Annotated in this window: 17 protein-coding genes; 1 reads left to right on the forward strand and 16 read right to left on the reverse strand. The window is 66.1% G+C overall.

From position 1 onward, the window contains the following. Positions 1-8 precede the first annotated feature (8 nt). Positions 9-1,583 (forward strand): sulfotransferase, encoded by a 1,575-nt coding sequence (locus tag ACO056_RS11340; RefSeq protein ID WP_421846761.1) that lies wholly within the window; start codon positions 9-11, stop codon positions 1,581-1,583. On the opposite strand, the gene ACO056_RS11345 is transcribed toward ACO056_RS11340, so the two are convergent. From ACO056_RS11345 to ACO056_RS11420, 16 genes are all read right to left on the reverse strand, one after another. Further along, the gene (locus ACO056_RS11345; RefSeq protein WP_421846763.1) at positions 1,576-3,996 is read right to left on the reverse strand and encodes a glycoside hydrolase family 3 N-terminal domain-containing protein; all 2,421 of its coding nucleotides are present in this window, start codon (positions 3,994-3,996) and stop codon (positions 1,576-1,578) included. The two genes, ACO056_RS11340 and ACO056_RS11345, sit on opposite strands and share 8 nt — an antisense overlap. Before the next feature lie 78 nt (positions 3,997-4,074). After that, positions 4,075-5,310: an MFS transporter gene (locus tag ACO056_RS11350; protein ID WP_421846765.1), complete on the reverse strand. Its 1,236-nt coding sequence runs from the start codon at positions 5,308-5,310 to the stop codon at positions 4,075-4,077. Beyond that, entirely contained in the window at positions 5,303-6,367 is a 1,065-nt protein-coding gene (locus ACO056_RS11355; protein ID WP_421846767.1) for a LacI family DNA-binding transcriptional regulator, read from the reverse strand. The genes ACO056_RS11350 and ACO056_RS11355 overlap by 8 nt, the downstream gene beginning before the upstream one ends. A gap of 3 nt (positions 6,368-6,370) precedes the next feature. After that, the gene (locus tag ACO056_RS11360) at positions 6,371-7,345 is read right to left on the reverse strand and encodes a glycoside hydrolase family 16 protein (RefSeq protein ID WP_421846769.1); all 975 of its coding nucleotides are present in this window, start codon (positions 7,343-7,345) and stop codon (positions 6,371-6,373) included. After that, positions 7,345-8,847, reverse strand: a complete 1,503-nt coding sequence (locus ACO056_RS11365; RefSeq protein ID WP_421846771.1) for a tryptophan halogenase family protein — start codon at positions 8,845-8,847, stop codon at positions 7,345-7,347. The genes ACO056_RS11360 and ACO056_RS11365 overlap by 1 nt, the downstream gene beginning before the upstream one ends. Beyond that, on the reverse strand, positions 8,844-9,875 hold the full coding sequence (locus ACO056_RS11370) for a cupin-like domain-containing protein (protein WP_421846773.1): 1,032 nt from the start codon (positions 9,873-9,875) through the stop codon (positions 8,844-8,846). Before ACO056_RS11370 ends, ACO056_RS11365 begins: the two co-directional genes overlap by 4 nt. Then, the gene (locus ACO056_RS11375; protein ID WP_421846775.1) at positions 9,868-10,587 is read right to left on the reverse strand and encodes a SapC family protein; all 720 of its coding nucleotides are present in this window, start codon (positions 10,585-10,587) and stop codon (positions 9,868-9,870) included. Before ACO056_RS11375 ends, ACO056_RS11370 begins: the two co-directional genes overlap by 8 nt. Beyond that, entirely contained in the window at positions 10,584-12,113 is a 1,530-nt protein-coding gene (locus ACO056_RS11380) for a tryptophan halogenase family protein (RefSeq protein WP_421846777.1), read from the reverse strand. The genes ACO056_RS11375 and ACO056_RS11380 overlap by 4 nt, the downstream gene beginning before the upstream one ends. Positions 12,114-12,224: 111 nt before the next feature. Next, positions 12,225-15,215: a TonB-dependent receptor gene (locus tag ACO056_RS11385; protein WP_421846779.1), complete on the reverse strand. Its 2,991-nt coding sequence runs from the start codon at positions 15,213-15,215 to the stop codon at positions 12,225-12,227. Positions 15,216-15,433: 218 nt separating this feature from the next. Then, entirely contained in the window at positions 15,434-16,354 is a 921-nt protein-coding gene (locus ACO056_RS11390) for an alpha/beta fold hydrolase (protein ID WP_421846781.1), read from the reverse strand. Next, positions 16,354-17,310, reverse strand: a complete 957-nt coding sequence (locus ACO056_RS11395) for an NAD(P)H-binding protein (RefSeq protein ID WP_421846783.1) — start codon at positions 17,308-17,310, stop codon at positions 16,354-16,356. Before ACO056_RS11395 ends, ACO056_RS11390 begins: the two co-directional genes overlap by 1 nt. Further along, positions 17,307-18,167 (reverse strand): hypothetical protein, encoded by an 861-nt coding sequence (locus ACO056_RS11400; protein WP_421846785.1) that lies wholly within the window; start codon positions 18,165-18,167, stop codon positions 17,307-17,309. The genes ACO056_RS11395 and ACO056_RS11400 overlap by 4 nt, the downstream gene beginning before the upstream one ends. Then, on the reverse strand, positions 18,167-19,759 hold the full coding sequence (locus tag ACO056_RS11405; protein ID WP_421846787.1) for an acyl-CoA dehydrogenase family protein: 1,593 nt from the start codon (positions 19,757-19,759) through the stop codon (positions 18,167-18,169). Before ACO056_RS11405 ends, ACO056_RS11400 begins: the two co-directional genes overlap by 1 nt. A gap of 2 nt (positions 19,760-19,761) precedes the next feature. Then, positions 19,762-20,994: an acetyl-CoA C-acetyltransferase gene (locus tag ACO056_RS11410; protein ID WP_421846789.1), complete on the reverse strand. Its 1,233-nt coding sequence runs from the start codon at positions 20,992-20,994 to the stop codon at positions 19,762-19,764. Beyond that, entirely contained in the window at positions 20,991-22,199 is a 1,209-nt protein-coding gene (locus ACO056_RS11415) for a CoA transferase (RefSeq protein WP_421846791.1), read from the reverse strand. The genes ACO056_RS11410 and ACO056_RS11415 overlap by 4 nt, the downstream gene beginning before the upstream one ends. A gap of 239 nt (positions 22,200-22,438) precedes the next feature. Beyond that, positions 22,439-22,912: an Lrp/AsnC family transcriptional regulator gene (locus ACO056_RS11420; RefSeq protein ID WP_421846793.1), complete on the reverse strand. Its 474-nt coding sequence runs from the start codon at positions 22,910-22,912 to the stop codon at positions 22,439-22,441. Positions 22,913-22,992 lie beyond the last annotated feature (80 nt).

The following is a 22,992-nucleotide window of genomic DNA, read 5'->3' on the forward strand; positions in this document are numbered from 1 at the left end:
TGTGCAGGGTGAAGGCTGAGCCAGCCCGGATTGCCGCCGTTCGCCGCGCCATGGGGCGCGGCGATCTGGCAGCGGCCGAGCAGCTTGCCGGTAGCGTAGTTGCGGCTTTTCCGGACGATGCGGAAGGCCGCTTCCTGCTCGGCATGGCGCGGGCCGAGGCCGGGCGTGTCAGTGCCGGGATCGCGGATATCCTGCGCGCGGTCGAACTCGATCCGCGCGGGAGCTATCGGGCGCAGCTGGCGCGGCTGCAAGTCATGCTCCGGCAGGACAGCGCGGCGGCGGAAACGCTGGCCTTGGCCGAACAGACACTGCCCGACGACGCGCACGGGCGCGATACCATCGGCTGCGTCTATGCAAGGCTTGGCGAGCACGCCGCCTCTGTGCCGCATTTCCGCGAAGCGGTGCGACTTGCGCCGGACAACGTCTCTTACCGCTATAACCTTGCGGCGGCGCTCAACTTCATCGGCGATGTCGATGGCGCGGAGACCGAAGCGGAAGCCCTCATCGCGATAGACCCTGACTACGCGCGGGGCCATCACATGCTGGCGGGGCTGCGCAAGCAAAGCACAGAGCGCAACCATGCGGAGCGGCTTACCGCGGCGCTGGGCCGCGCGCGGGCGCCGGATGCGCGGCTGCTGCTGGGCTATGCGCTGGCGAAGGAACTGGAAGACATTGGCGAGCAGCAAGCTGCCTTTGCCCGGCTCGCGCAGGCCAATGCCGAACACCGGGCTCGGCTGCCTTATACTTTCGCGCGGGACAGCGCCAACTTCGATGCAATCGAGCGCAACTGGCCGCGCATTGCGGCGGCGGCGGTGCACGGCGCTCCCGATGCCTCGCCGATCTTCGTAATCGGGATGCCGCGCACCGGGACGACGCTGGTTGACCGCATCCTCTCCTCGCATCCCGCCGTGCGCAGTGCGGGCGAACTGCAGGCCATGCCGCTCGCGGTGAAGATGGCAGCAGGCACCGCGAGCCGTGTGGTGCTCGATCCCGAGACGATCGAGGCGGCGGCCGGCGAAGACCTCGGCGCGATCGGGCGCGACTACATGGCGCGGGCGCTGAGCCATGCTGGCGCGCGCGAGCAGGGGCGGTTCGTCGACAAGTTTCCGGGGAACTTCCAGTACGCCGGGTTCATCGCGCGGGCGCTGCCGGAAGCACGGATGGTGTGCCTGCGGCGCCATCCGCTCGATACGGTGCTGGCGAACTTCCGCAATCTCTTCGCGATTTCCTCGCGCTATTACGATTACAGCTACGATCTCATGGATATCGCGCGGTACTATGTGCGGTTCGACCGGTTGATCAAGCTGTGGCGCGAGGTGCTGCCGGGGCGCATCCTCGAGCTGGGCTACGAGGATCTGGTGGTGGATCAGGAAGGCGGCACGCGGGCGCTGCTGGAGCATTGCGGGCTCAAGTGGGATGCGGCCTGCCTCGATTTCCACCGCAACACAGCGCCCGTTTCGACGCCGAGTGCAGCACAAGTGCGGCGACCGATGTACCGCGATTCCGTGGCGCGCTGGACCAGGCACCTAGACGCGCTGGCCCCGGTGATCGCATTTTTCGAAGAACAGGGTATCCCTATTTAGCCGGGCAGGGGATCGTCTGGCCGACACCTTCGATGCTGGCACCGCGCAGCGTGAGCACGAGGCCCTTCTCGCCCGCGATCTTTAGCGGGGTGCCGACCGCCTTGAAGTCCGCACCGGCATCCTTGAAACAGCGCAGCGGGATGCGCAGCGTGAGGGGGCCGGCGGGCGGCGTTACCTTGAGCGTGGCGCCGGCCATGGTCACCGCGATGGGTCCTGCGGCGGCATCGAGGCGGCCTTCGAGCTTCAGCGCAAATTCCTCGTCAAGCTGGCGCATGAGATCGACCGGCGGACCGTCGATGCCGATGGCGCCGGCTTCGCCCCAGCTGAACGCCTGCGCATCTTCCTGCGCGCCGAGATCGACCGCGCGCGCGGCAATGCCGGGATCGAGGCTGAGGTGCCAGGGTGAGGGGACCTTGCCGAGGGCGAAGTAGACGCCCTCACTCGCCGAAGCGACGAGATCGACCTTGGGGTCTTCATTGACCGGGCCGACTGAGGTCTTGCTGGTGTAACCAAGGCCATAGCCCGCCGGAAACAGCGGGGCCTTGACCGGGGAAATCGCGTCGGCAGGCCAGGGGAAGGGGAGCTTGCCGGTAAAGCCGCGCGCCGGTTTGCCATCCTTGCGGGCGACCAGCACGTCCGCCACGCCTTGCCCCTGCGTGCCGGGAAGCCATGCTGCGACGAAAGCATCGGACGCGTTGATCTCAGGCCCGGCAAACAGCGGGCGGCCCGAGAGAAATACCGAGACGACCTTGATCCCCTGCGCCTTGAGCCTGGCCAGCAGTTCCTTCTCGCCAGCATTGGCGCGGAAGGCGATGTTGGGCATATCACCCTGGAATTCGGCGTAGGGCTGCTCGCCGTAGACGACCACGGCGACGTCGGGGCGATCGGTGAAGCTGCCATTGGCCGAGATCGCTGCGCTGCCGCCCGCATCTTTCACGGCGGTGGCGATGGCGCGGCCGATGGTCTGGCCCTTGGGGAAATCGGCCGCAGTGGTATCGGTGCCCTGCCAGGTGATGGTCCAGCCCCCGGCCTGCATCGCCATCGAGTCCGCGCCCGGGCCAGTGATCAGCACTTTGGCGCCGGGGCGCAAGGGCAGAACGCCGCCGTTGTTCTTGAGCAGGACGAGTGACTTGGCCGCTGCTTCACGTGCGACGGCAAGGTGCGCATCGGTGCCGACCATGGCAGGATTGCCGCGATCCACCGGATGCGTGCCGAGGAGGCCGAGCTTGGCCTTGACGCGCAGGATCCGCGCGACGGCATCGTCGACGCGCGCCAGCGGGATCGTGCCGTCCCGAACCTCGCGGACGGTGGCCTCGAACAAGCCCTTCCAGCTGTTGGGCGCCATCGCGAGATCGAGCCCGGCGGTGAATGTCTTGGGGCAATCGGTGACGGAGCAGCCCGGGATCTGGCCGTGGCCGTTCCAATCGCCGACGATGAGGCCTGCAAAGCCCATGCGGCCCTTGAGCACATCGGTGAGCAGGCTCTTGTTGCCGTGGTTCTTGGTGCCGTTCCAGCTGGAGAAGCTGGCCATCACCGTCAATGCACCCGCATCGATCGCGGGCGGATAGCCCTGCGCGTGGTGAGCGACGAGTTCGCGCTCGGAAACCAGTGCGTCGCCCTGATCCTTGCCGCCATCGGTGCCGCCATCGGCGAGGAAGTGCTTGGCAGTTGCCGCAACGCGATCGGCGGCAATCGGCTTGCCGGAAACGAGCGGGCCCTGCAGGCCGATCGTCATCGCCTTGGCATAGCTGGCGACGAGTGCGGGATCGGCGGCATAGCCTTCGTAGCTTCGGCCCCAGCGCAGATCCTGCGGGACGGCGAGCGTGGGCGCGAACGTCCAGTCGATGCCGCTGGCGGCAACTTCGGTCGCGGTCACTTCGCCGATGCGCTGGATAAGGGCCGGATCGTGCGCAGCGCCGAGGCCGATGTTGTGCGGGAAGATCGTGGCGCCGGGGAGGTTGGAATGGCCGTGGACGGCGTCGATACCGAACAGGATCGGAATGCCCGCGCCAGACTTTGCCGAAGCCGTGCGGAATTCGCGCACCAGCTTTTCCCACTTGGCGGCATTGGCGCGTTCATCGCCATAGGGGCCGGAATTACCGCCGGCGAGGATCGAACCGAGAGGGTATTTTGCAAGGTCTGCCGGGGTGATCGCGCTGATGTCCGCCTGGATCATCTGCCCGACTTTCTGCTCGAGCGTCATCGCGGCGATCATGCGGGCAATCCGGCGCTCGGTGGCCGGAGTGGTGATTGCGGCCGGGCTGTGCGCGGCAGGCCAGAGCGCGGGGTGGGCGGTGCTCGATGCGGCAGATGCACCTTGTCCCGCATCGCCGGGTGCCGCCGTATTCGAGGCTGCAAGGGCGCTTCCCGACGCCAGCAACATGGCTGCCAAAAGCGTGCGCCGAACCATCATTCTCACCCTTCCCGTTTCTCTGTGAACGTTCTCATGGCGGTTCGTCGCATGAGAAAGCATCAAAATCAAGCGGGGCTGTCAGATTTCACGCTCTGCGCTTGATGAGAGGCCCGCGAGCAGCAGTGCCGCCACCAGGGCGAGTGCGGCAAACAGCAGGAAAAGGCCGGAAAACCCGAACCACGGCACCAGCGCAAGCGTGAACCATGGCATGACCAGCGAGGGCATGGTGTTGGTAAGATTGAACAACCCGAGATCGCGCCCGCGGCGGTTGCCATCGGGCAATGTACGCAGCGTTTGCGCCGAATGCAGCGCAAGGAAGATCGATGTGGAGAAACCGAACACGCCGTAGCTGAGCACGCCGGTCGTCACGCTTTGCGCAAGCGCCATGCCGACAAGGCCAATGGGTGCGACCAGCGTACACACGACAAGCGGCAGGAAGGGATGGCGGCGGCGATCAGCCCAGCGACCGGCAAGCAGCGCGGCCGGAGCCGAGATGACGAGGACCGTGCTGAACACCCGCGCGGTGAGGTGATCGTCGACCGCTGGATCGATCGAGCGCAGCCAGAGGTAGAGGAACGAGAATAGCGCTGCCTCGGCCACCTGCACGAGGAGCCGCGCCGCCCACATGCGCAGCGCGGCACGCTTGCGAAAGCGCGGCGGCGCTCCTGATGACGGGGCTGCCTGCGGGACGGGATCGGTTCCGCTTCGGTTGCCGAGGAGTAGCGCAGGAAGCACCGCTGCCGCGACGGCGACGGCAACGATCAGGAGGCGGCCATCCGCGGAGGCAAGGCCGGGCATGGTAACGAGCGCCCCGGCCAGCGCGCCGAGCCCGGGCGCAAAGGCGAGGAGGCCGCCAAGGAGGCCCTTCTGGCCATCGGGCACGCAGTCCGCGCCCCACGCCGCAAGCGGGGCAAGCATCATGTTGAGCCCGAGCTGCCACAGCACCACGATCCCGGTGATTTCGGGCAGACTTCGCGCCGCAGGGACAACGACCAGCAGCACGCAGGAAAGTGCGAGCCCGAGCGCGGCCCAGGGTCGGCGCATTCCGGTCACATCGCTCAGCCAGCCGAACAGGATGTGCCCGATGCTGGCCGAAATGGCGCCGCAAAAGGCGATGGCCGAAAGCCACATGATCGCTTGCTCCCCCGGTGCCAGTGCCGCGACGCGGACGGGCAGGAGGATCGTCAGGAACGGCACATAAGCGATCGAACCACCGGCCCAGGCCAGCGCATAAAGCACAAGGAACGCGAGCGACTGGTGCGAGGGGGGCTGGTGCAACGAGCGAGCGGCAGGCACGCCGGGTTTGTCAGACACTCACGGTTTGCCGGGCATTGGCGACCGAGCCGCGCTTGACCAGGCTTGCCGGGATCACCGTGAGCGCATCGGGCAGGAGATCGCCCTTCTGCGCCGCGATGATGAGCTCGACTGCTTTGGAAGCCGTTGCGGCAATGGGCTGATCGATTGCGGTGAGCTGGGGCTGAGTGAACTGCGTCATCGGCGTGTTGTCGAAGCTGATGAGCGAAAGATCGCGCGGCACGGCAAGCCCGTTCTTGCGGGCCACATCGAGCGTGGCGAGCGCCATCTGGTCGTTGCTGGCGATGATCGCGGTGGGCGGCTGCGGCAAAGCAAGCAAGGCACGCGCGGCGCGTTCACCCGAGGCATACGTGAAATCGCCGGCCTGAAGCAGGTCTTCGGTGGAGAGCCCGGCTTCGGCCATCGCGGCTTCCCAGCCATCGACGCGCCAGCCGCTGAGGTTGTATTCCGCCGCGCCTGCGATGAAGCCGATGCGCCGGTGACCGAGTTCCGCCAGATAGCGCGTGGCCGCGGCGGCAGCGCCTTCATCGTCCATCAGGATCGGCATGCCCGCATCGCGCGCCTTCGAGCCGATCCGCGCAAACGGGATCTGCTGCTGCGCGAGGCAGCGCACGATTTGCGGATTGTCCGAGTGCGGGGGCGTGAGAATGATCCCGTCGGGCTGAAGCGCGGCAATGGCGCCGAGCAGTTCGCGCTCGACATGATCGGAATGCGTATCGACCAGCTCGACGATCATGCGATACCCGTGCTCGGCGCATTTGAGCATGCCGCCAAGCAGCATCTGGTCGACCCAGTCGGTGCCCTGCCGCGCGCGCCAATCGGCAATGGTGCGGTCCCGGTCGTTCAAGGCGAGGATGAGGTACGAACGCGAGCCGCTCATGCGCTGGGCCGCGATAGAGGGGACATAGCCGAGGCGCTTGATCGCCTCGAGCACGCGCTCCTTGAGTTCGGGGCGGACGTTGGGCTCGTTGTTGATAACCCGGCTTACCGTCTGGAGCGAAACTCCGACGTCTGCCGCAACGTGCCTGATCGTGACCGCCTGACGACGCCTCGCCATGCGTTATTGGCCCTCTTCTTGTTTCGCAGACGCAGCCTTTGCGGCAGTCGTCGCGGTGGCTGTCGGCGCATTGCCGACAGTCTCGGACGGCTTTTGCCAGACGCGCACCCAATCAATCAAGAAGCGCTTGGGAAAATTGCTGTCTGACACGCCCTTGAGGCCGCGGCTCTCTGGAAGGCCGCCGCCGAAGGCCAGGTTCAGGATCAGATGGAAAGGCTGGTCGAATGGGGCACCGGGCGCAGTGGACCCGGACGTGAACCATTCATCGCGCTGCCGGACGGCATACGTCTCGCCGTCGAGTTGCCAGACGATGCGGTCCGGCTGCCACTCGATGGCATAAGTGTGAAAGCCCGCGAGCACGGCGGGCCGGTGGACTTCGGTGCCCTTGTGGGTGTTGCCGGGCCAGGGCTTGCCGAAATGCAGCGTGCCGAGGATCGTGTCTTCCTTGCCGTCTGCGCAGTCCTTGCAAGGGGTGCCAAGGTTGACGGCTTCGAGAATGTCGATCTCTCCCGAGGCAGCCCATGGGCCATAAGTATTCGCTTCGGGCAGCATCCAGATCGCGGGCCAGGTGCCTTGGCCTTGCGGCAGCATGGCGCGCAGTTCGATGCGGCCATAGCGCCACGCAGCCTTGCCGCGCGTGCTGAGGCGGGCGGAGGTATAATCCCGATTGACAAGCGCGCCGGGCTTGGCCGGATTGGCGCGCGGGCTGGCGGGAACGGCCGGGCCGCTGACATGCTCGTGCAGCGCGGTGATGACGAGCGCGCCGTCCGTTATGCGGGCGTTGCTCGGATGATCGGTGTAGCATTGGCGTTCGCCGTTGCCGCCGCCCCAGCAATCGACCTCGAAGCTCCACTTGGCCGGGTCTATGGCCGGGCCGTTGAATTCATCGGACCATACCAGCTGCCAGCCCGCCTCGCTTGGCGCGGCAACCGCCGGGAGCGGGGCTGCCAGCGCGGCGAGAGCGAGGAGGTGCCGCATCAGGCCGCGCGCGCCGGCTGCACGCCGCAATACTGCGCGACATAGGCCTGGTGATCGGGAAGTCCCGCGACCGTCTTCACCACGCTTTCGCGCAGGCCTTTGAGCAGGTGATCGAGTTCAGCGTCCGAAAGCTTGGTCGCGACCGGGTGATAGGTCTGCGGCATGATGCCTTGGCCCATCATCACCTGAACCCAGCTGTTCTCGACGAAAAGTTCCTCATTCTTGCGGAAGACGCGGCCGGTCTCACGGAACAGTTCGATCTTGTGGGTGAGGCTGTCCGGGATTTCCATCGCCGCACACTGGCGCCAGAACGGGCTGTCGCGCCGGTCGGTCGCCTTGTAGTGGAGGATCAGGAAATCGCGGATCTGCTCCATGTCGGTCATCTGCTGATCGTTGAATTCCGCCACATCGCGCGCGCTGATCTCGCCTGCTGGCAGCATGCGGATGATGCGCAGGATGGCGCGCTGGATGAGGTGGATACTGGTCGATTCAAGCGGTTCCATGAACCCGCCCGAGAGGCCCACGGCCACGCAGTTACGGTGCCACTGCTTGCGCCGCGCGCCGGTGGTGAAGCGGATCACATTGGGCTCGGTCAGGCGCTCGCCCTCGACGGTCGAGAAGAGGCGCTCCTGCGCTGCGTCCTTGGTGAGATAGCGGCTGCAGTAGACTATGCCGTTGCCCTGCCGGTGCTGCAGCGGGATGCGCCACTGCCAGCCCGCATCGTGCGCGATGGCGCGGGTGTAGGGCACGGGCGGGCGGACGCTGGCGGTCTGCACCGCGATGGCGGAATCGCAGGGGAGCCAGTGCGTCCAATCGTCGTACCCGACATGGAGCGCACCTTCCATGAGGATGGCGCGGAAGCCGGTGCAATCGAGGAACAGATCGCCTTCGATGCGCTGGCCGGATTCAAGGCGCAGCGCGGCGATGTCTCCCGTTTCGGGTTGAAGTTCGACCTCGGCGATCTTGCCTTCGACACGCCGCGCGCCGTCCGCCTCGGCGAGCTTGCGCAGGAAGGCGGCGTAGAGCCCGGAATCGAGCTGATAGGCGTAGTTGATGCGGCCATCCGGGAGGTGGGCGAACTTCGACTTCATCGCCGCCTGAAGCTCGATGCAGTAGTCGTCGTAGCTCTCCTTGTGGCCCTTGGTCAGGCCGTGCATCCAGAAGTGCTGGAAGCCCGCGCTCCAGTGATCGCGCCCGGTCACGCCGAAGGAGTGGAAGTAGCTTTCACCCGGCACGCGCCAGTTTTCGAAGTTGATGCCAAGTTTGAAGGTCGCCTGCGTGGCGCGCATGAAATCGGCCTCGCCAATTCCGAGCAGGCGATTGTAGGTGACGAGCGGGGGGATGGTGCTTTCGCCCACGCCGATTGTGCCGATCGCCTCGGATTCGACGAGTGTGAGTTCGATAGCAGCGCCCATCGTGCGCGCGAGCGCGGCGGCGGCCATCCAGCCGGCTGTGCCGCCTCCTGCCACGACGATACGGCGCTTGGGGCTTGCCTGGGTCATTTGCTGAGTGTCCTCAAGAGAAACGAGCGGAGCCGTCCGGCGGCGGCAGGATCGAGCGGATCCAGAATGCCGCGCCCGCCTTCGGGGATATGGGCGGTGACTTCGGGGCCGTTCTCGAACACGTAGTAATCGAACAGCGCGCGCCAGATCGCCTTGTCTTCGGCGGGCAGGTCACGGATCGAAAGGATCGCGTGGTTGAGCGCGTCCTGCGGCTGCCCGAGCCAGCGCGGGGTATCGCGCCACCAGTAGTTCATCAGGATATTGAACGGGGCGAGCCCTTCGACATGGTGCCACCACATCGAAGGGATGAAGAGCGCATCGCCCGGTTCCAGCACGGCGACCTGCGCGTGGTTCAGGGCCTCCGCGAAGTGCGGGTGGCGATCGAGGTCCGGCGCGTGGAAATCGACCATCGACACGGCGCGGCCCGCAGGCGTGTTGTCGATCGGGCCGAGGTGCAGACCCGCGAACTGTTCGGGCGGGAACAGCGTGAACCGGCGGCGACCGGCAGCGCAGCAGGCGAGATTGTCGGGAAAATCATTGTGCGCGGCGATCCGCGTCGGCGTGCCGATCCACAGGCTGACGATCGGCTCGCGCTTGCCGAGATCGAGGGTGTTTTCCGCCGCGACGGTGGTGAAGTGCGTCGGCACATCAATTGAACCGAGGTAGATCGCCGGGGCATCAGGGCGGCTCTCGTTGGCGTCCATGCCGCCGAAGATGTCGGCAAGCTTGCCCCGCGCTTCGCGGAAATTCATCGCCATGTCCGCGCCGTAGAACAGACGGCCATCCTTGCCAGGTTCGCCCAGCGAGACGGTGAAGGGGACGGGGCGTGCGCGTTCGAGGAGGTAGGCGCGCGCGGCGCGGGCCGAGACGAGCCCCGCCTGCACCAGCGGCCAATCGCGAACGAGGCCGCGGATCACGAAAGGCGTGCGGGCACCTCGCAGCAGCGCGTCGAGCGCAGCGGCATCGCCTGCCGCGCGCTCTTCCACCGCGGGCATAGCGGCGAAAATCGAGGCATCTGCCTCAGCCAAGCGCAACCTTCCGGTTCTTGCGCGCGACGAGGTTGCCGAACTGCGCGAGGCTGGCGAGCACCATGTAGATGCGGGCGAGGTGGCCCGCGTTCATCAGGGCGTGCAGCGCTTCACCATCAATGCTGGAGAGGCGCTCTTCGTGGATCGTCTGAAAGCCGACAAGCGACTGGACTGCGCCATTATCGAGCGTGACTTCGAGAGTGAACGGTTCAACCAGTTCGTAGGCTTCAAGCGCGGTGAAAAAGTCGGTGCTTTCGTGCCACGCGTAGTCGAGATCGCCGAGCATCGTGGCCATGGCTTCGAGCCAGGGCGTGGGCGCGCCGGCTTCGTCAAACACGCGCATGCCTTCGCCAGTGGCCGAGATACGCGGGTTGGCCATATCGACGTGGACTTGCGGCGCGGCGCCCTCTTCCGGTGGCCGGCCGATCAGGAACGGCTGCACGGCATGCGCCATCGGGCGGTAGCGCGCGTCCCATATGCTGCCATCGAGGAAGAGATTTTCACCGGCCTCGAAGCCGAACAGCGCGAGCGCGGCAAGCTTGCCGGTCTCGGCATCGCGGCGAAAGACGATGGGATAGTGCGCCTGCACCTCGCGAAATTCAGCCGGCATGGCGAGCGAGGCCATGACGTTGTCGCCGTATTCAGCGCCAGCTTCGGTCTGGATGCGAAGCTGGCCATGATCGGCGGGATTGAGGATCTGGTGCTGGCTCATGCGGGTATCCTGGCAGCCGCCGATTGGGCAGCGAGACGGTCGAGGTAGTCGCGGGCGGTCGGCAGCGCGGCGGCAAGCGCACGGGCCTTGGCGGCGATTTCGGCGAGGCGGGCGGGGACGGCGGGCGCGTTGCTTGCCAGCGGGACGGGAACGCCCATGCCGTAGAGCACATATTGCTGGCTCGCGGCGGGAAACATCTCGTCCACGCGGGGGAAATCCCACACCGAAGGCGCCTGTTCGCGCCACAGCGCGAGGCATTCGGCAAGGCGCGGGGGGATGGTTTCGGGCGCGCGCTGGGCCTGCCAGTAAGGCTCGGTCCGCACGCTCGGCACGTAGTGGAGCTTGAGGAATTCAACCACACGGTCCCAGCGATAGCGGAACAGCTCATTGAAGCGCGCGGCGTGGATATCCATACCGGCGCGGCTTTGCGGGAAGTTCTCGGCAAGTGCTTTCAGCGAGAGCTCGATCAGCACGATGGCCGAAGCTTCGAGCGGCTCGATGAAACCGGCGGAAAGGCCCACGGCGATGCAATTGCCGATCCAGAACCGGTCGCGGTGGCCGGTCCGGAACGAAAGCTTGCGCGGGGTGAGGCTGGCGGGATCGGCATCCGGGACCTTGGCGGCGACATAGGCCCCAAGGATTTCGGCGGCGCGGTCGTCGGACAGGAACCGCGAGGCATAGACGCAGCCGATGCCGCGCCGGGTGGGGAGGCCGATGTCCCAGAGCCAGCCCGCTTCGTGCGCGGTGCCGATGGTCTGCGCGGCAATGGGGCTGCCGGGTTCGACCGGAACCTGCACGGCCAGCGCGCGGTCGTTGAAGGAAATGTCCGAGCGGTCGATCCATTCGGCGCCGCACGCGCCCGCAATGAGAATGGCGGCCTGCCCCGAGCAATCGAGGAAAAGATCGCCCTCCAGCGCCGCACCGTCCTGCAACAGGAGCGCAGCAATATCGCCATTTGCTGCGCGGGTTACGCCGGTGACCTGTGCAGCAATCCGGCTGACGCCAAGCCGCTGCGTGGCGTGCCGCATGAGAAGCGCGGCGAACTTCCCGGCATCGAGATGATAGCCATAATTGAGCGCGCCGGCGTAATCGGGCATTGCGCGCTGGCGGGGCGCGAGGTTCCCAAGGCACACCGCATGCTGCGGGCTGATTGCCGCAGCAAAGGGTCCCGGGCGGCCTGCCATCTGCCACGCTGCGGCCAGATCGCGCATATCCGCCGCAGGCGGTGCGCTGAAGGGATGAAGGTAGCTGTCCTCAGCCGAGCCATCGCGCCAGCCATCGAAGCGCGAGCCCTGCTTGAAGGCGGCGTCGCATTGTTCAAGAAATTCGGCTTCGGGAATGCCGATGGTGGCCAGCGTCTCGCGCATCGTCGGCCAGGTGCCTTCGCCGACGCCGATAGTCGGGATATCCGGCGCCTCGACCAGCGTGATGCGCTTGTCCGCCAGCCGCGCGCCAAGCAGGCAAGCGGAAAGCCATCCGGCGGTGCCGCCGCCGACGATGACGATATGCTGGACCGCGTTGCTCATGTCCGTGCGACCTTAGCGCAGTTTAGCCTGTGTGACCAAAGCGAAGAGCCGCACCGCTGTTGGGCAGTGCGGCTCTTGCAAATGCAGGACCTTCGTACTGGCGTGAACCGGTCAGAAGGTGAAGCGGGCACCTGCCGCCCAGCGGGCATAGCCGGGCGCCGAGAAGAACACGATCTGGTCATTGCGCATATGACCCTTGCGGTCGGCGTTGGTGATGTTGATCCCTTCGCCGAAGATCGTGATGCCCTTCTTGATCTCGTAGCTCGCGCTCATGTCCCACTGGCCGTAGGAATTGATGTAGTACGGATCCTGACCGAGGCCGGAGAGGAAGCCCTGACGCCAGTTGTAGGCAACGCGGGCCTGCAGACCGTGCTTGTCGTAGTAGACCACGGCGTTGGCGCTGTTGCTGGCGCCGGGAACCGCGAACTGCGTGACGGTGTGCGGGATCGCGTTGTTGATGTTGTGGTCGCTCTTCACCACCGTGTAGTTCAGGATCGTGCCGAAGCCGGTTTCCCAGAAGTTGTGCTGGATCGCGAATTCCCAGCCATGAATGGTGTCGAGCTGGTCCGAGTTGCTCGGCTGAGTGATGACGAAGTTGGACTTCGGATCGCCGGGCTGACTGATGATGCCGAGCAGCTTGCCCTTGTCATCGCGGTACGCCGCTTCCGGATGAGCCGCGGCGACATATTCAATGAGCGCGGTCGCACTGGCATCCTGGCCGAGCGCTGCACGGGCTTGCTTGGCATAATCGCCATTCACGGCATTCGTCAGGTCAAACGCGGTGCGGTTGACCTGGTTCTGCGCGATGAAGTTCTTCACCACCTTGTGGAAGTAGCCGATCGAGATGTAGCTCGTGGGCCCGTAGTACCACTCCGCCGAAAGATCGACGTTGTAGGACTTGTAGGGCAGAAGGCCCGGATTGCCGCTGTTGCCGGTGCCGCCGCCGACGCGGATCAGCTGGTTGAGCGTCGTTCCGCCCTGAAGGCTCTGGTAGTCAGGACGGGTGATCGTCTGGCTGTACGAAGCGCGGAACTTGACGTTCTTGATCGGCGACATGTCGAAGTCGATGGCCGGCAGCCAGTTGTGATACCGGCCGGACAGCGAGGCAGACTGCAGGACGGGCGCACCGTTGGCGTCGACCTTGTTCACGATGGTCGTCTCGTTACCGCCCGACCAGAAGGACAGGAGCGGGGTCGGGACCAGCGAGGTGGAATCGACTTTGGTGGTCTCATAGCGCAAGCCGAGGCGCAGATGGGCAGGGTTTTCACCCAGATCGAAGGTGTGGGTCGACTGGATGTAGGGCGCCCAGGTCCGCTCGCGGATACGGCGATCAGTGTCCTGGAAGGCAAGGCAGGTGCCGGGCTTGATCGCCTTGGCGCAGATACCCAGCTGGCTATCGAGCAGCTTGATCAGACCTGTCGTATCGACCTTGAAGTAGTTCGGAATGATCCCCGACGCGTTGGAGCCTTCGGCGCCAGCGAGGTCGTTGGGCAGGTTGGTGCTGGTGTAGAGACCATCAGGCGTATCAGCCGCCGAAAGCGTGCCGCCCCAGGTGTCGTTCTGGATCACACCGAAGGCCGAGCGGACCTTGTTCTCGGTATAAGTCACGCCGAAGTCGAGGCTGTCGATGAACGACGCATCGAAGTCGTAATGGCCCTTGAAGCTGCCTTCGTTGATCTCGTCACGGAAGTAGGCGTTGCGGAAGGCATTGCCGGCGGGACGGATGTTGGCGGCGGCGATTTCCGCGCCGGGCGCCATTGTCACCGAGATCACGGGGATCTGGTGGGTGTAATCAACCTTCTGGTTGAGAACGCCATAGATCGCGCTGCCGACGGCGATGTTGCTGCCGTAGGGCGAGGTGGGCTTGCTCTCCGCGGTCGAGTGGTGGCCGTCGAGCTCGAGCTTGAGGCCGCCGGGGCCCTTCCACTGGAGGTTGCCGCCAATCGAGCGATTGATCGAGCGGTTGGCCGCGACCGCGCCGGTGATGGCAAGGTCCTTGTTCTCGCCGGGGCGGAAGGCTTCTGCGTAGAAGTTGGGACCGGCAGCGGGCCCATCGGTCCAGCTGCTCGTGGTGTTGCCATGGTTGAACCACACGCCAATGCTGTTGGTGCGCGAATCTACGGTGTTCTGGGAGAAGGTGTAGTCGACGGTGGCAGTCAGCGTGTCGGTCGGCTTGACCTGCAGCACGGCCTGACCGTTGTAGCGCTTGCGCTCGAACGTGGTGAAATCATACCCGGCGTTCTGCGTCACCTGATAGACGTCGTTCGGACCAGGACGGTTGGTGATGTTGGGCGAACCAGCGGGCGCCAGTGAGCCCCAGTTGTTTTCGTCGCCCTTGTAGCCTTCGCGCCAGCCGGCGTTGAACTGTGCCTGGCTGCCCTTGCGATCCTGATAGGAGCCGCTGATCAGGATGCCGATGCGGTTGTCGGCAAAGGTATCGCTGATGATGCCCGAGACTTCGGGCGTGACCGTCTTGTTCTCGAAGCGCGAGGTGTCATAGACACCCTTCACGCCGATCGAGCCGTGCAGGCCGGGGCGGTCCAGCGGCTTCGCCGTCTTGATGTTGATGACCGAACCGATACCGCCGGTGGCCAGCGTTGCGCGGCCCGACTTGTAGACTTCGACGCCGGCAATGCCTTCGGAAGCAAGGTTGCCGAAATCGAAGCTGCGTGAATTGGGCGGGCTGGCTGCATCGCCCAGCGTCGAGGTCGGCATCTGGCGGCCGTTGAGCAGGACGAGGTTGAAATCGGGGCCGAAGCCGCGCACGGTGACGGTCGAGCCTTCACCGCTATTGCGGTCAATCGAGACGCCGGTGATGCGCTGGAGCGATTCTGCAAGGTTCGTATCGGGGAACTTGCCGATATCGAGTGCGGTGATCGCATCGACCACGCCGAGGTTGGCGCGCTTGATGTCGAGCGAGCTCTTCAGCGAGGCGCGGATGCCGGTGACGACGATGGCATTGGCATCAGCCGGTGCGGCGGCTTCCGGAGCGGCCTGCGGCGCGACTTCTTGCGCTACGGCCTGCTGTGCGGAAAGAGCGAGTGCGGCTGCCGACGCCCCGAGCATAAGGTGGGCATAGGCAGGCTTGCGCGATGCTTTCATTGCGATTCTTCCCCCTGAAATCCGGCGCTTTGTCCGGTTGAGTGCCGATTGTGAACGTTCACCTAGCTGGGAACGTTCACTTCGTCAAGCCGGTACCGGGCGTTTTGCGCACAGGCGATTGCAGTTTTCGCCCAAATTGGTGGCAATTGCTCGGGCGCGACGGCGCGGCCTATCCGGCGTCCTGCCGGTTGGGCGAGGTATGCCCGCCTGCAGCGGAACTATTGCGCGAGGAAGCGTTCGAGCGGCGCAAGCGCGGCCGCGGGGGATTCCTCGAAGGGAACGTGGCCCATGCCCGGCAGGCGGACGAGATGCGCATCGGGCAGAAGGCGCAAGTAGTCCTGCGCGTTTTGCACGGGGATCATGTGGTCCTGTTCGCCCCACAGCAGCAGGGTGGGAGCGTTGATGCTGCGCAGCCGCGCCGCCGGGTCGGTGATCACGGTCTGGCGGGTGCGGTCGAGGATCGCGCGGCGGACCCCGGGTGCTAGCAGCATATCGCGGTAGCGTTCGAGCACTGCATCGGGAAGTGCGTCAGGATGGGCCCAGGCCGGCGCAAGGTTCGCGCGGACGAGCGAGCGCGGGCCAACCCACGGCATGGCTTCCAACATGAGCGGGACGTCCGGCGCCTTGCCATATTCGAAACCGGGGCTGGCAAATCCATCGGGCGAAATCAGCACGAGCTTTGTCACGCGCTGCGGATAGCGTGCAGCAAATTCCCAAGCGAAGCGCCCGCCAAGCGAGTTACCGATCAGCGCGACCTTGGGCAGGGCAAGCTGGTCCATCAGCGCAGCGAGGATCGCAAGGGTGCGCTCATCGGAGTAGTTGCCCGTGGGATCGGGTCCGGTCAGGCCGAAGCCGGGCAGATCGAGGCGGATGACGCGGTACTTTGCAGACAGCGCCCTGGCCCAGGGCTCCCAGGTATCAAGGCTCGAGCCGAAGCCGTGGAGCAGGATCAGGGCGGGGGCCTGGCGGGGGCCGCTATCGCGCATGCGCAGGCGGAGACCGAGCACAGTGCGGAATTCGCCGGGGTAGGCCGCTTCAAGCGCGGTGCGGGGCTTATCTGGCGCATAGAGCCAAAAGGCGAGGCCTGCGATGGCGAGGAGAAGAAGCGCGGCGGCCCAGCGCAGGATGCGGCGCAGCATCAGAACACCGCGTGATCGCCGCGATCATCCGGCGCGGCTTCGCCGGACAGAATAGCGCGGTAGTGATCGAACAGAGTGTCGCTGCCGGTTTCGGGCGTGAGCGCGGCGTCGTATTGGCCGGTTGCGGGATCGAGGACGAGCATGGATTCGGTCGCGTAGTAGTGCCCGATGCAGGCGAGCTCGGCCTTGGCCTCTAACGCGGGGATAAGGCGCGCGGCAAGACCGAGTGCCCCCGCGATGCCGCTCAGAAAGCCGGGCGGGACGGAGCGGTATCTGGGCGACAGGCCGGTCATCGCGAACAGCGCCTCGCCCTGATCGCGCGGGGTGATCGCGGGACCGGGGCCGCCGATGGGGAGCACTTTGTTCCAGCGTTCGGGCGCGGTGAGGCAGCCGGCGATATAGGCGGCTAGATCGCGATTGCTGATCGGCTTGCAGGCGGTGAGCGTGCCATCGCCGAAGAGGAGGAAGGGCTTGCCGCCGCGCACCCGCTCGATCTGGCCGGAAAGCGATTTGAAGAAGGCCGTCGGGCGGACGATCGAATAGCGCATTCCCGAGGAGACGAGTTCGGCCTCGAAGGCGAGCTTGGCCTGCTGGAACGCGCGGAGCGGTTTTTGCACGCAGATGGCCGAAAGCAGCACGAAATGCGCCGCGCCGCAGCGTTCCGCCAGCGCGAGCGCATGGCTGTGCGCCTTGTGATCGATGGCCCAGGCATCACGCGGCAGGCCCGTGCGGGAGGCCATGCAGGAGACGACGGCGTCGAAAGCTTCGCCGGCAAAGCCATGCCGCGCGAGGCTGACCGGGTCGGCCGGATCGGCGGTGCGCAGCGTGACACCGGGGAGTGGCGCGGCGGTCTCGCGGCGGACGATGGCGACAACCTCGTGCCCGGCATCGACCAATGCCTGCGCGGTCGCCCGGCCAATCGTGCCGGTTGCGCCGAGCAGAGCGATCCGGCTCATGCCTGCAGCGTGCCTTTGGCCGCCATGATCTGCCGTCCATCGGCGGCGCGGGCGGCGAGGATGAGAGCGCCATCCGCGTGCTTCACGGCGAGGTGAAGCGGCTCGTCAGCCACAGCCGGAGAAACCGCGCGGAAGTTGAATTTCGTTAGCGCGGTTTCCGATCCCAGCGTGCGGCGGGCGAGATCGAGCAGCAGCGTGGCGATCAGCGGGCCGTGGACGACGAGGCCGCGATAGCCTTCTGTGCCGGTGGCGTACGGGTGGTCGTAGTGGATGCGGTGCGTGTTGAAGGTGAGCGCGGAGTAGCGGAACAGCAGCGCCGGGGTGGGCAGCACTTCGCGAACCGCGTCCCAGCCACCCGGATCGAAGCGGCCTTCGCCAAGTGGTGGCGGCGCCGGCGGGCTGCCGGAGGGCGGTGCGTCGCGGTAGACGAGCGTCTGGGTTTCGCGAATTGCGAGCGTTTCACCGGCATAGGTTTCGTGCCCCAGTTCGGCGAAAACCAGGGGGCCAGTGGTGCCCTGCTTTTCGCTGATCGAGATGACGCGCGAACGGCGCTCGATGGCGGCGCCGGACGGGATGGGAGCGAGGAATTCCGCCGCGCCCGCTGCCCACATGCGGCGCTCCAACGGGAGCGGAGGGAGCAGGCTGGCGGGGCTCTCGTCACGCTTGGGGTGACCGTCCGGCCCTAGCGCGGAGGTGGGTGCATCGGGCGTGCAGAGGCACCAGTGGAGGCCCTGCGGCGCAGTCTGGTCGGAGGGTTCGGCGCGGTCCAGCGTGGCGCACCAGCGAGCGAGAAGGCTCGGCGTCAAAAGGTCGCGGCGCACTTCCTCGCGGCCCAACCATGCGCTGTAGTCACCCATCAACCGCGCCCCGCCATAAGTCCGCGCGCGATCACTTGCGCCTGGATTTCGGCAGCGCCCTCGAAGATCGAGAGGATGCGCGCATCGCACAATACGCGGCTGATCTCGTATTCCAGCGCATAGCCGTTGCCGCCGTGGATCTGGAGCGACGCATCGGCAGCGGTCCAGGCGGCGCGGGCGGCGTGGAGCTTGGCCATGCCGGCCTCGATATCGCAGCGGCGACCGGCATCCTTGGCGCGGGCAGCAGCATAGGAAAGTTCGCGCGCGGTCACGTATTCCGCGAGCATGACCGCGAGCTTGTCCGCCACGCGGGGGAAGTGGATCAGCGACTGCCCGAACTGCTTGCGCTGGAGCGCATAGGCAAGGCCAAGCTCAAGCGCACGGCGGGCGGTTCCGACGGCGCGCGCGGCGGTCTGGATGCGGGCGCCTTCGAAAGTCTGCATAAGCTGCTTGAAACCCGCGCCTTCGCGGCCGCCGAGTAGGGCATCAGAGGGCGCGCGCATGCCATCGAACTGCAGGGCGTATTCTCGCATGCCGCGATAGCCGAGGACTTCGATTTCGCTGCCGGTCATGCCTTTGGCGAGGAAGGGCGTCTCCTCCGTCCCGCGCGGTTTGGGGACGAGCAGCATCGAAAGACCCGCGTACCCCGGCGTGTCTGGCCGGGTGCGCACGAGGAGGGTCATCAGATCGGAGCGGGCGGCGTGCGTGATCCACGTCTTCGCGCCGTGGATCACCCAGTCGCCGGATTCGTCCTGCTTTGCGCGGGTGGTGAGCGCGCCAAGATCCGAGCCGACATCGGGCTCGGTGAAGACCGCAACGGGCAGTGTTTCGCCTGCCGCGATGCGCGGGAGCCAAGCGGCCTTCTGCGCTTCGGTGCCGCCGAGCATGATCAGCTCGCCCGCAATTTCCGAGCGCGTACCGAGCGAGCCCGCGCCGATCCACCCGCGCGAGAGTTCCTCGCTGACCAGGCACATCACCAGCTTGCCGAGGCCGAGACCGCCGTATTCCTCGGGAATGCAGACGCCGAAGGTGCCGAGATCGGCCATCGCGCGGACGGTCTCATCCGGGATCAGCGCGTTGGCGAGGTGCCACTTGTGCGCATGGGGCAGGATTTCGGCATCGGTGAAGCGGCGAAACTGGGCGCGGATTTCATCCAGCTCTGCATCGTGGAGCGTTTCGCTGGGCCACTGGCCTTCCGCCAGTGCGGCAGCGAGGGCGGCGCGGGTTTCGGCCATGTCTGCATCGAGCAGGGCGGCGGCGGCTTCGGCAAGGGCGCGGGCCTCGGCAGTGAGGCCAAGGTCTGCCGGGCGCAGCATTTCAGCCGGGCCCATCAGCAGCGCGCCGGTGAGCTGGCCCAAGGTCTCGGCGAAGGCTAGCTGCGCGACCTGAGCATCGAGCGGATTGGCGCCGCCGCCTGCTTCGGCCCATGCCGCGACGGCTTCCAGTGCGGCGACACTGGTGGCGATCCACGCGAAGCCATGCGCGGCGCGCTGTTCCGCATCCACCGGGCGGTTGGCGAGGCGGCGGGCAAGCGCACTGCGGGCGGCTTCGCGGTAGGCTATGGCCGCTTCAAGCGGCGCTTTCAGATCCATGCTCAGGCCGCGCGCTCGAACACCGCAGCGATGCCCTGACCGCCGCCGATGCACATGGTTTCAAGACCGAAGCGGCCCTCACGGCGGACCAGTTCACGCGTCAGGTTCGCCAGAATGCGCCCGCCAGTCGCGCCGATGGGATGGCCGAGCGAAATGCCCGAGCCATTGACGTTGAGCACGTCGTGGCGGCTGTCGTTCTCACTCCAGCCCCAGCCCTTGAGCACGGCGAGAACCTGCGGCGCGAAGGCCTCGTTGAGCTCGACGAGATCAATATCGCCCCAGCCGAGTCCGGTACGCGCGAACAGGCGCTCGACCGCTGGTACCGGGCCGATGCCCATGCGCGCGGGATCGCAGCCGGCGGCCGCCCATGAATGGAACCACGCGATGGGTTCAAGGCCCAGCTCTTCCAGCTTGTGTTCGGCCACAACGAGGCAGGCGGCGGCGGCGTCGTTCTGCTGGCTGGCGTTGCCGGCGGTAACGACCGCGCCGGGGATCGCCTTGGCTTCGAGGGCCTTCAGCGCGCCAAGCGATTCCAGCGTCGCATCGGCGCGGTAACCTTCATCGTGCGCGAAGACTTTCGGATCGCCCTTTTTCTGCGGGATGCTGACGGGGATCAATTCATCATCGAACAGGCCGTTCTTCCACGCGGCGGCGGCGCGCTGGTGGCTGCGGACGGCATAGGCGTCGCAAGCCTCGCGGCTGATGCCATAGTCTCGCGCAAGGTTCTCGGCGGTTTCGATCATGCCCGAGATGACGCCGAAGCGCTCGATCGGCTGCGACATGAGGCGGCCGCGCGTCAGGCGGTCATGCAGCATGAGGCCGCCCGCGCGCGTGCCGCGGCGGCCTTCGGTCGTGTAGTATTCGACGTTCGACATGGATTCGACCCCGCCCGCCACGACGACGTCGGACTGGCCGGTCTGCACCATCATTGCGGCGTTGATCACGGCCTGAAGGCCCGAGCCGCAGCGGCGGTCGAGCTGGTAGCCTGGGACTTCGAGCGGGAGCCCGGCGGCGAGCCACGACCAGTGACCGATCGCGGGCGCCTCTGCATTGCCGTAGCCCTGCGAGAAGACGACGTCGTCGACGCGTGACGGGTCGATCCCGGTGCGCTCCATCAGCGCCTTGAGGATCACCGCGCCGAGTTGGCCGGCATTGAGATCGGCAAGGCTGCCGCCGAACTTGCCGACGGCAGTGCGAATGGGGGCGACGATGGCAGCACGGGTGAGCTTGGTCATGCGGGGGTTCCTGCGATACCGGCTTCAAGCAGCCGGTCTATGGCCTGGGGATCGAGGGAAAGATGGCGGGCGAGCACATCGCGCGTGTCGGCGCCCAGCACGGGCGCAGGGGCGGGGGTGCGGCGTTCGAGGCCGGGCATCGTCGCGAACGCGCCGGCGGCGGGATAGGCAAAGCCGCTGGGGTTGTCCGCCGTGTGCGCGAACATCGGATTTTCGCTGACAAGGCGCGGATCCTGCACGGCTTCGGGCATGGTTTTGTAGGGGCCGTGGGTGACGCCGTTCGCGTCGAGCTTTTCGGCGAGTGCCGCGTGGCTGAGCGGGGCGATGGCGGCTTCAAGCAGGGCATAGATCGCATCACGGTAACGGTAGCGCACGCCGTCGTCGCCGGTGAACGAGACGCCGTGCCGTGCCTCAAGCGCGGCGAGGCCGCTTGCCAGATCGAGCGCACGGACGAGGCCCTGCCACTGGCGTTCATTGATCGCGACGATCATCACCCGCGCGCCGTCCGCGGTCACGAAATCACGGCCGATGGTGCCGTAGACGCCGTTACCGAGGCGCTCGCGGTCCTCACCGGATTGCAGCACTTCGGCCACGCGGCCGAGATTGGCGGCGGAGCCCATCGCGATGTCGGTGAGGGGGAGGCGCACTTCGCCGCCAAGGCCGGTCTCGTCACGGCGGCGCAGCGCAGAGACAAGCGCGAACGCGCCGTAGGCTCCGGTGAGCAGATCCCACGCGGGGAGGACGTGGTTGACAGGCGAAGGGTCAGCCAGCGTGCCGGTGAGTGCCGGATAGCCGACCACGGCATTGGCAGTGTAATCGAGCGCGATGGCGCCGTCAGGCCAGCCCATCACGCGCACGGTGATGAGGTCCGGGCGGTCTGCCGCCAACTTTTCATGCGCGAGGAAGCCGCCGACGGGGAGGTTGGTGACGAGCGTGCCGACCCGCTGGATCAGCTGGGTAAGCACCGCGCGGCCTTCCGGGCGCGCGAGATCGAGCGCGACGCTCTTCTTGGCGCGGTTGAGGTTTTCCCACGAAAGCGAATGGCCCTCGGGCGTAAGCGGCCAGCGCTTGAAATCCTGGCCGCCGCCGATCTGGTCCACGCGGATCACTTCAGCGCCGAACTGGGCAAGATAGAGCCCGATGGTTGGCGAGGCGACGAAGGAGGACACCTCGATCACCGTGATGCCGGAGAGCAGATTGTACATTGGGCGAGGGGCTTTCAGGACGTTTCTTATGGTTGGTGCAACCGTGTAATCAATCGAGCGGTTAAGCCAAGGGGGTAGGCGGGGTGGTTGGCGCTTTTGGGGGGCGGGCGATCCAACCCGCCCCAACCCCGCTCATCCTGAGCTTGTCGAAGGGTGCTGGCGCGACGGCCGGGTGTGATGCTTCGACAAGCTCAGCATGAGCGGCAGTGTGGGCGGGATCAGGGCCGATTTTGATGAACTCAATCCGGCACCGGCAACGCCGTGCGGTTCACGATGGGACGCAGTGCAAAGCTGGTGGTGACTTGTGCTACGCCGGCGATGCGGGTCAGGCGCTTTCTCAGGAAATCCTCGAAGGCGGCAAGTGAGGGGACGAGGACGCGCAGCTGATAGTCCGCCTCGCCGGTCATCAGGTAGCAGTCCATCACTTCTGGAAATTCGGCGACCGCGCTTTCGAAGGTAGCGAGGTGGTGGTCGTCCTGCTGGTCGAGCCGGATGCGCACGAAGGCGGTAACGGGGAGGCCGATCGTCTCCGGCTCGACAAGGGCGACATAGCCGGAGATCACCCCGCGTTCCTCCAGCGCGCGGACCCGCCGCAGGCAGGGGCTCGGGCTGAGGCCGACATCTTCGCAGAGCTGCTGGTTGGTGAGGCGGCCGTTCTGCTGGAGGCGGCGGAGAATCTTTCGGTCAATCGCGTCTAGATCGGTATCTGGCATTATCTTTTACTCATGGCGCCGCTATTGGCAGATTATGCCAATAGTCTGACCGCACGGGGCGAAGTTCGCAAGACGCTGCG

Source organism: Novosphingobium sp., assembly GCF_965228995.1.
In the GTDB taxonomy this organism is placed as follows: domain Bacteria; phylum Pseudomonadota; class Alphaproteobacteria; order Sphingomonadales; family Sphingomonadaceae; genus Novosphingobium.

Bases quoted from the DNA above. Each gene is read 5' to 3' on its own strand.
- ACO056_RS11355 (WP_421846767.1), bottom strand. From the start codon at position 6,367: ATGGCGAGGCGTCGTCAGGCGGTCACGATCAGGCACGTTGCGGCAGAC.
- ACO056_RS11390 (WP_421846781.1), bottom strand. From the start codon at position 16,354: ATGCTGCGCCGCATCCTGCGCTGGGCCGCCGCGCTTCTTCTCCTCGCC.
- ACO056_RS11405 (WP_421846787.1), bottom strand. From the start codon at position 19,759: ATGGATCTGAAAGCGCCGCTTGAAGCGGCCATAGCCTACCGCGAAGCC.
- ACO056_RS11385 (WP_421846779.1), bottom strand. From the start codon at position 15,215: ATGAAAGCATCGCGCAAGCCTGCCTATGCCCACCTTATGCTCGGGGCG.
- ACO056_RS11380 (WP_421846777.1), bottom strand. From the start codon at position 12,113: ATGAGCAACGCGGTCCAGCATATCGTCATCGTCGGCGGCGGCACCGCC.
- ACO056_RS11365 (WP_421846771.1), bottom strand. From the start codon at position 8,847: ATGACCCAGGCAAGCCCCAAGCGCCGTATCGTCGTGGCAGGAGGCGGC.
- ACO056_RS11375 (WP_421846775.1), bottom strand. From the start codon at position 10,587: ATGAGCCAGCACCAGATCCTCAATCCCGCCGATCATGGCCAGCTTCGC.
- ACO056_RS11420 (WP_421846793.1), bottom strand. From the start codon at position 22,912: ATGCCAGATACCGATCTAGACGCGATTGACCGAAAGATTCTCCGCCGC.
- ACO056_RS11360 (WP_421846769.1), bottom strand. From the start codon at position 7,345: ATGCGGCACCTCCTCGCTCTCGCCGCGCTGGCAGCCCCGCTCCCGGCG.
- ACO056_RS11395 (WP_421846783.1), bottom strand. From the start codon at position 17,310: ATGAGCCGGATCGCTCTGCTCGGCGCAACCGGCACGATTGGCCGGGCG.
- ACO056_RS11345 (WP_421846763.1), bottom strand. From the start codon at position 3,996: ATGATGGTTCGGCGCACGCTTTTGGCAGCCATGTTGCTGGCGTCGGGA.
- ACO056_RS11410 (WP_421846789.1), bottom strand. From the start codon at position 20,994: ATGACCAAGCTCACCCGTGCTGCCATCGTCGCCCCCATTCGCACTGCC.
- ACO056_RS11400 (WP_421846785.1), bottom strand. From the start codon at position 18,167: ATGGGTGACTACAGCGCATGGTTGGGCCGCGAGGAAGTGCGCCGCGAC.
- ACO056_RS11415 (WP_421846791.1), bottom strand. From the start codon at position 22,199: ATGTACAATCTGCTCTCCGGCATCACGGTGATCGAGGTGTCCTCCTTC.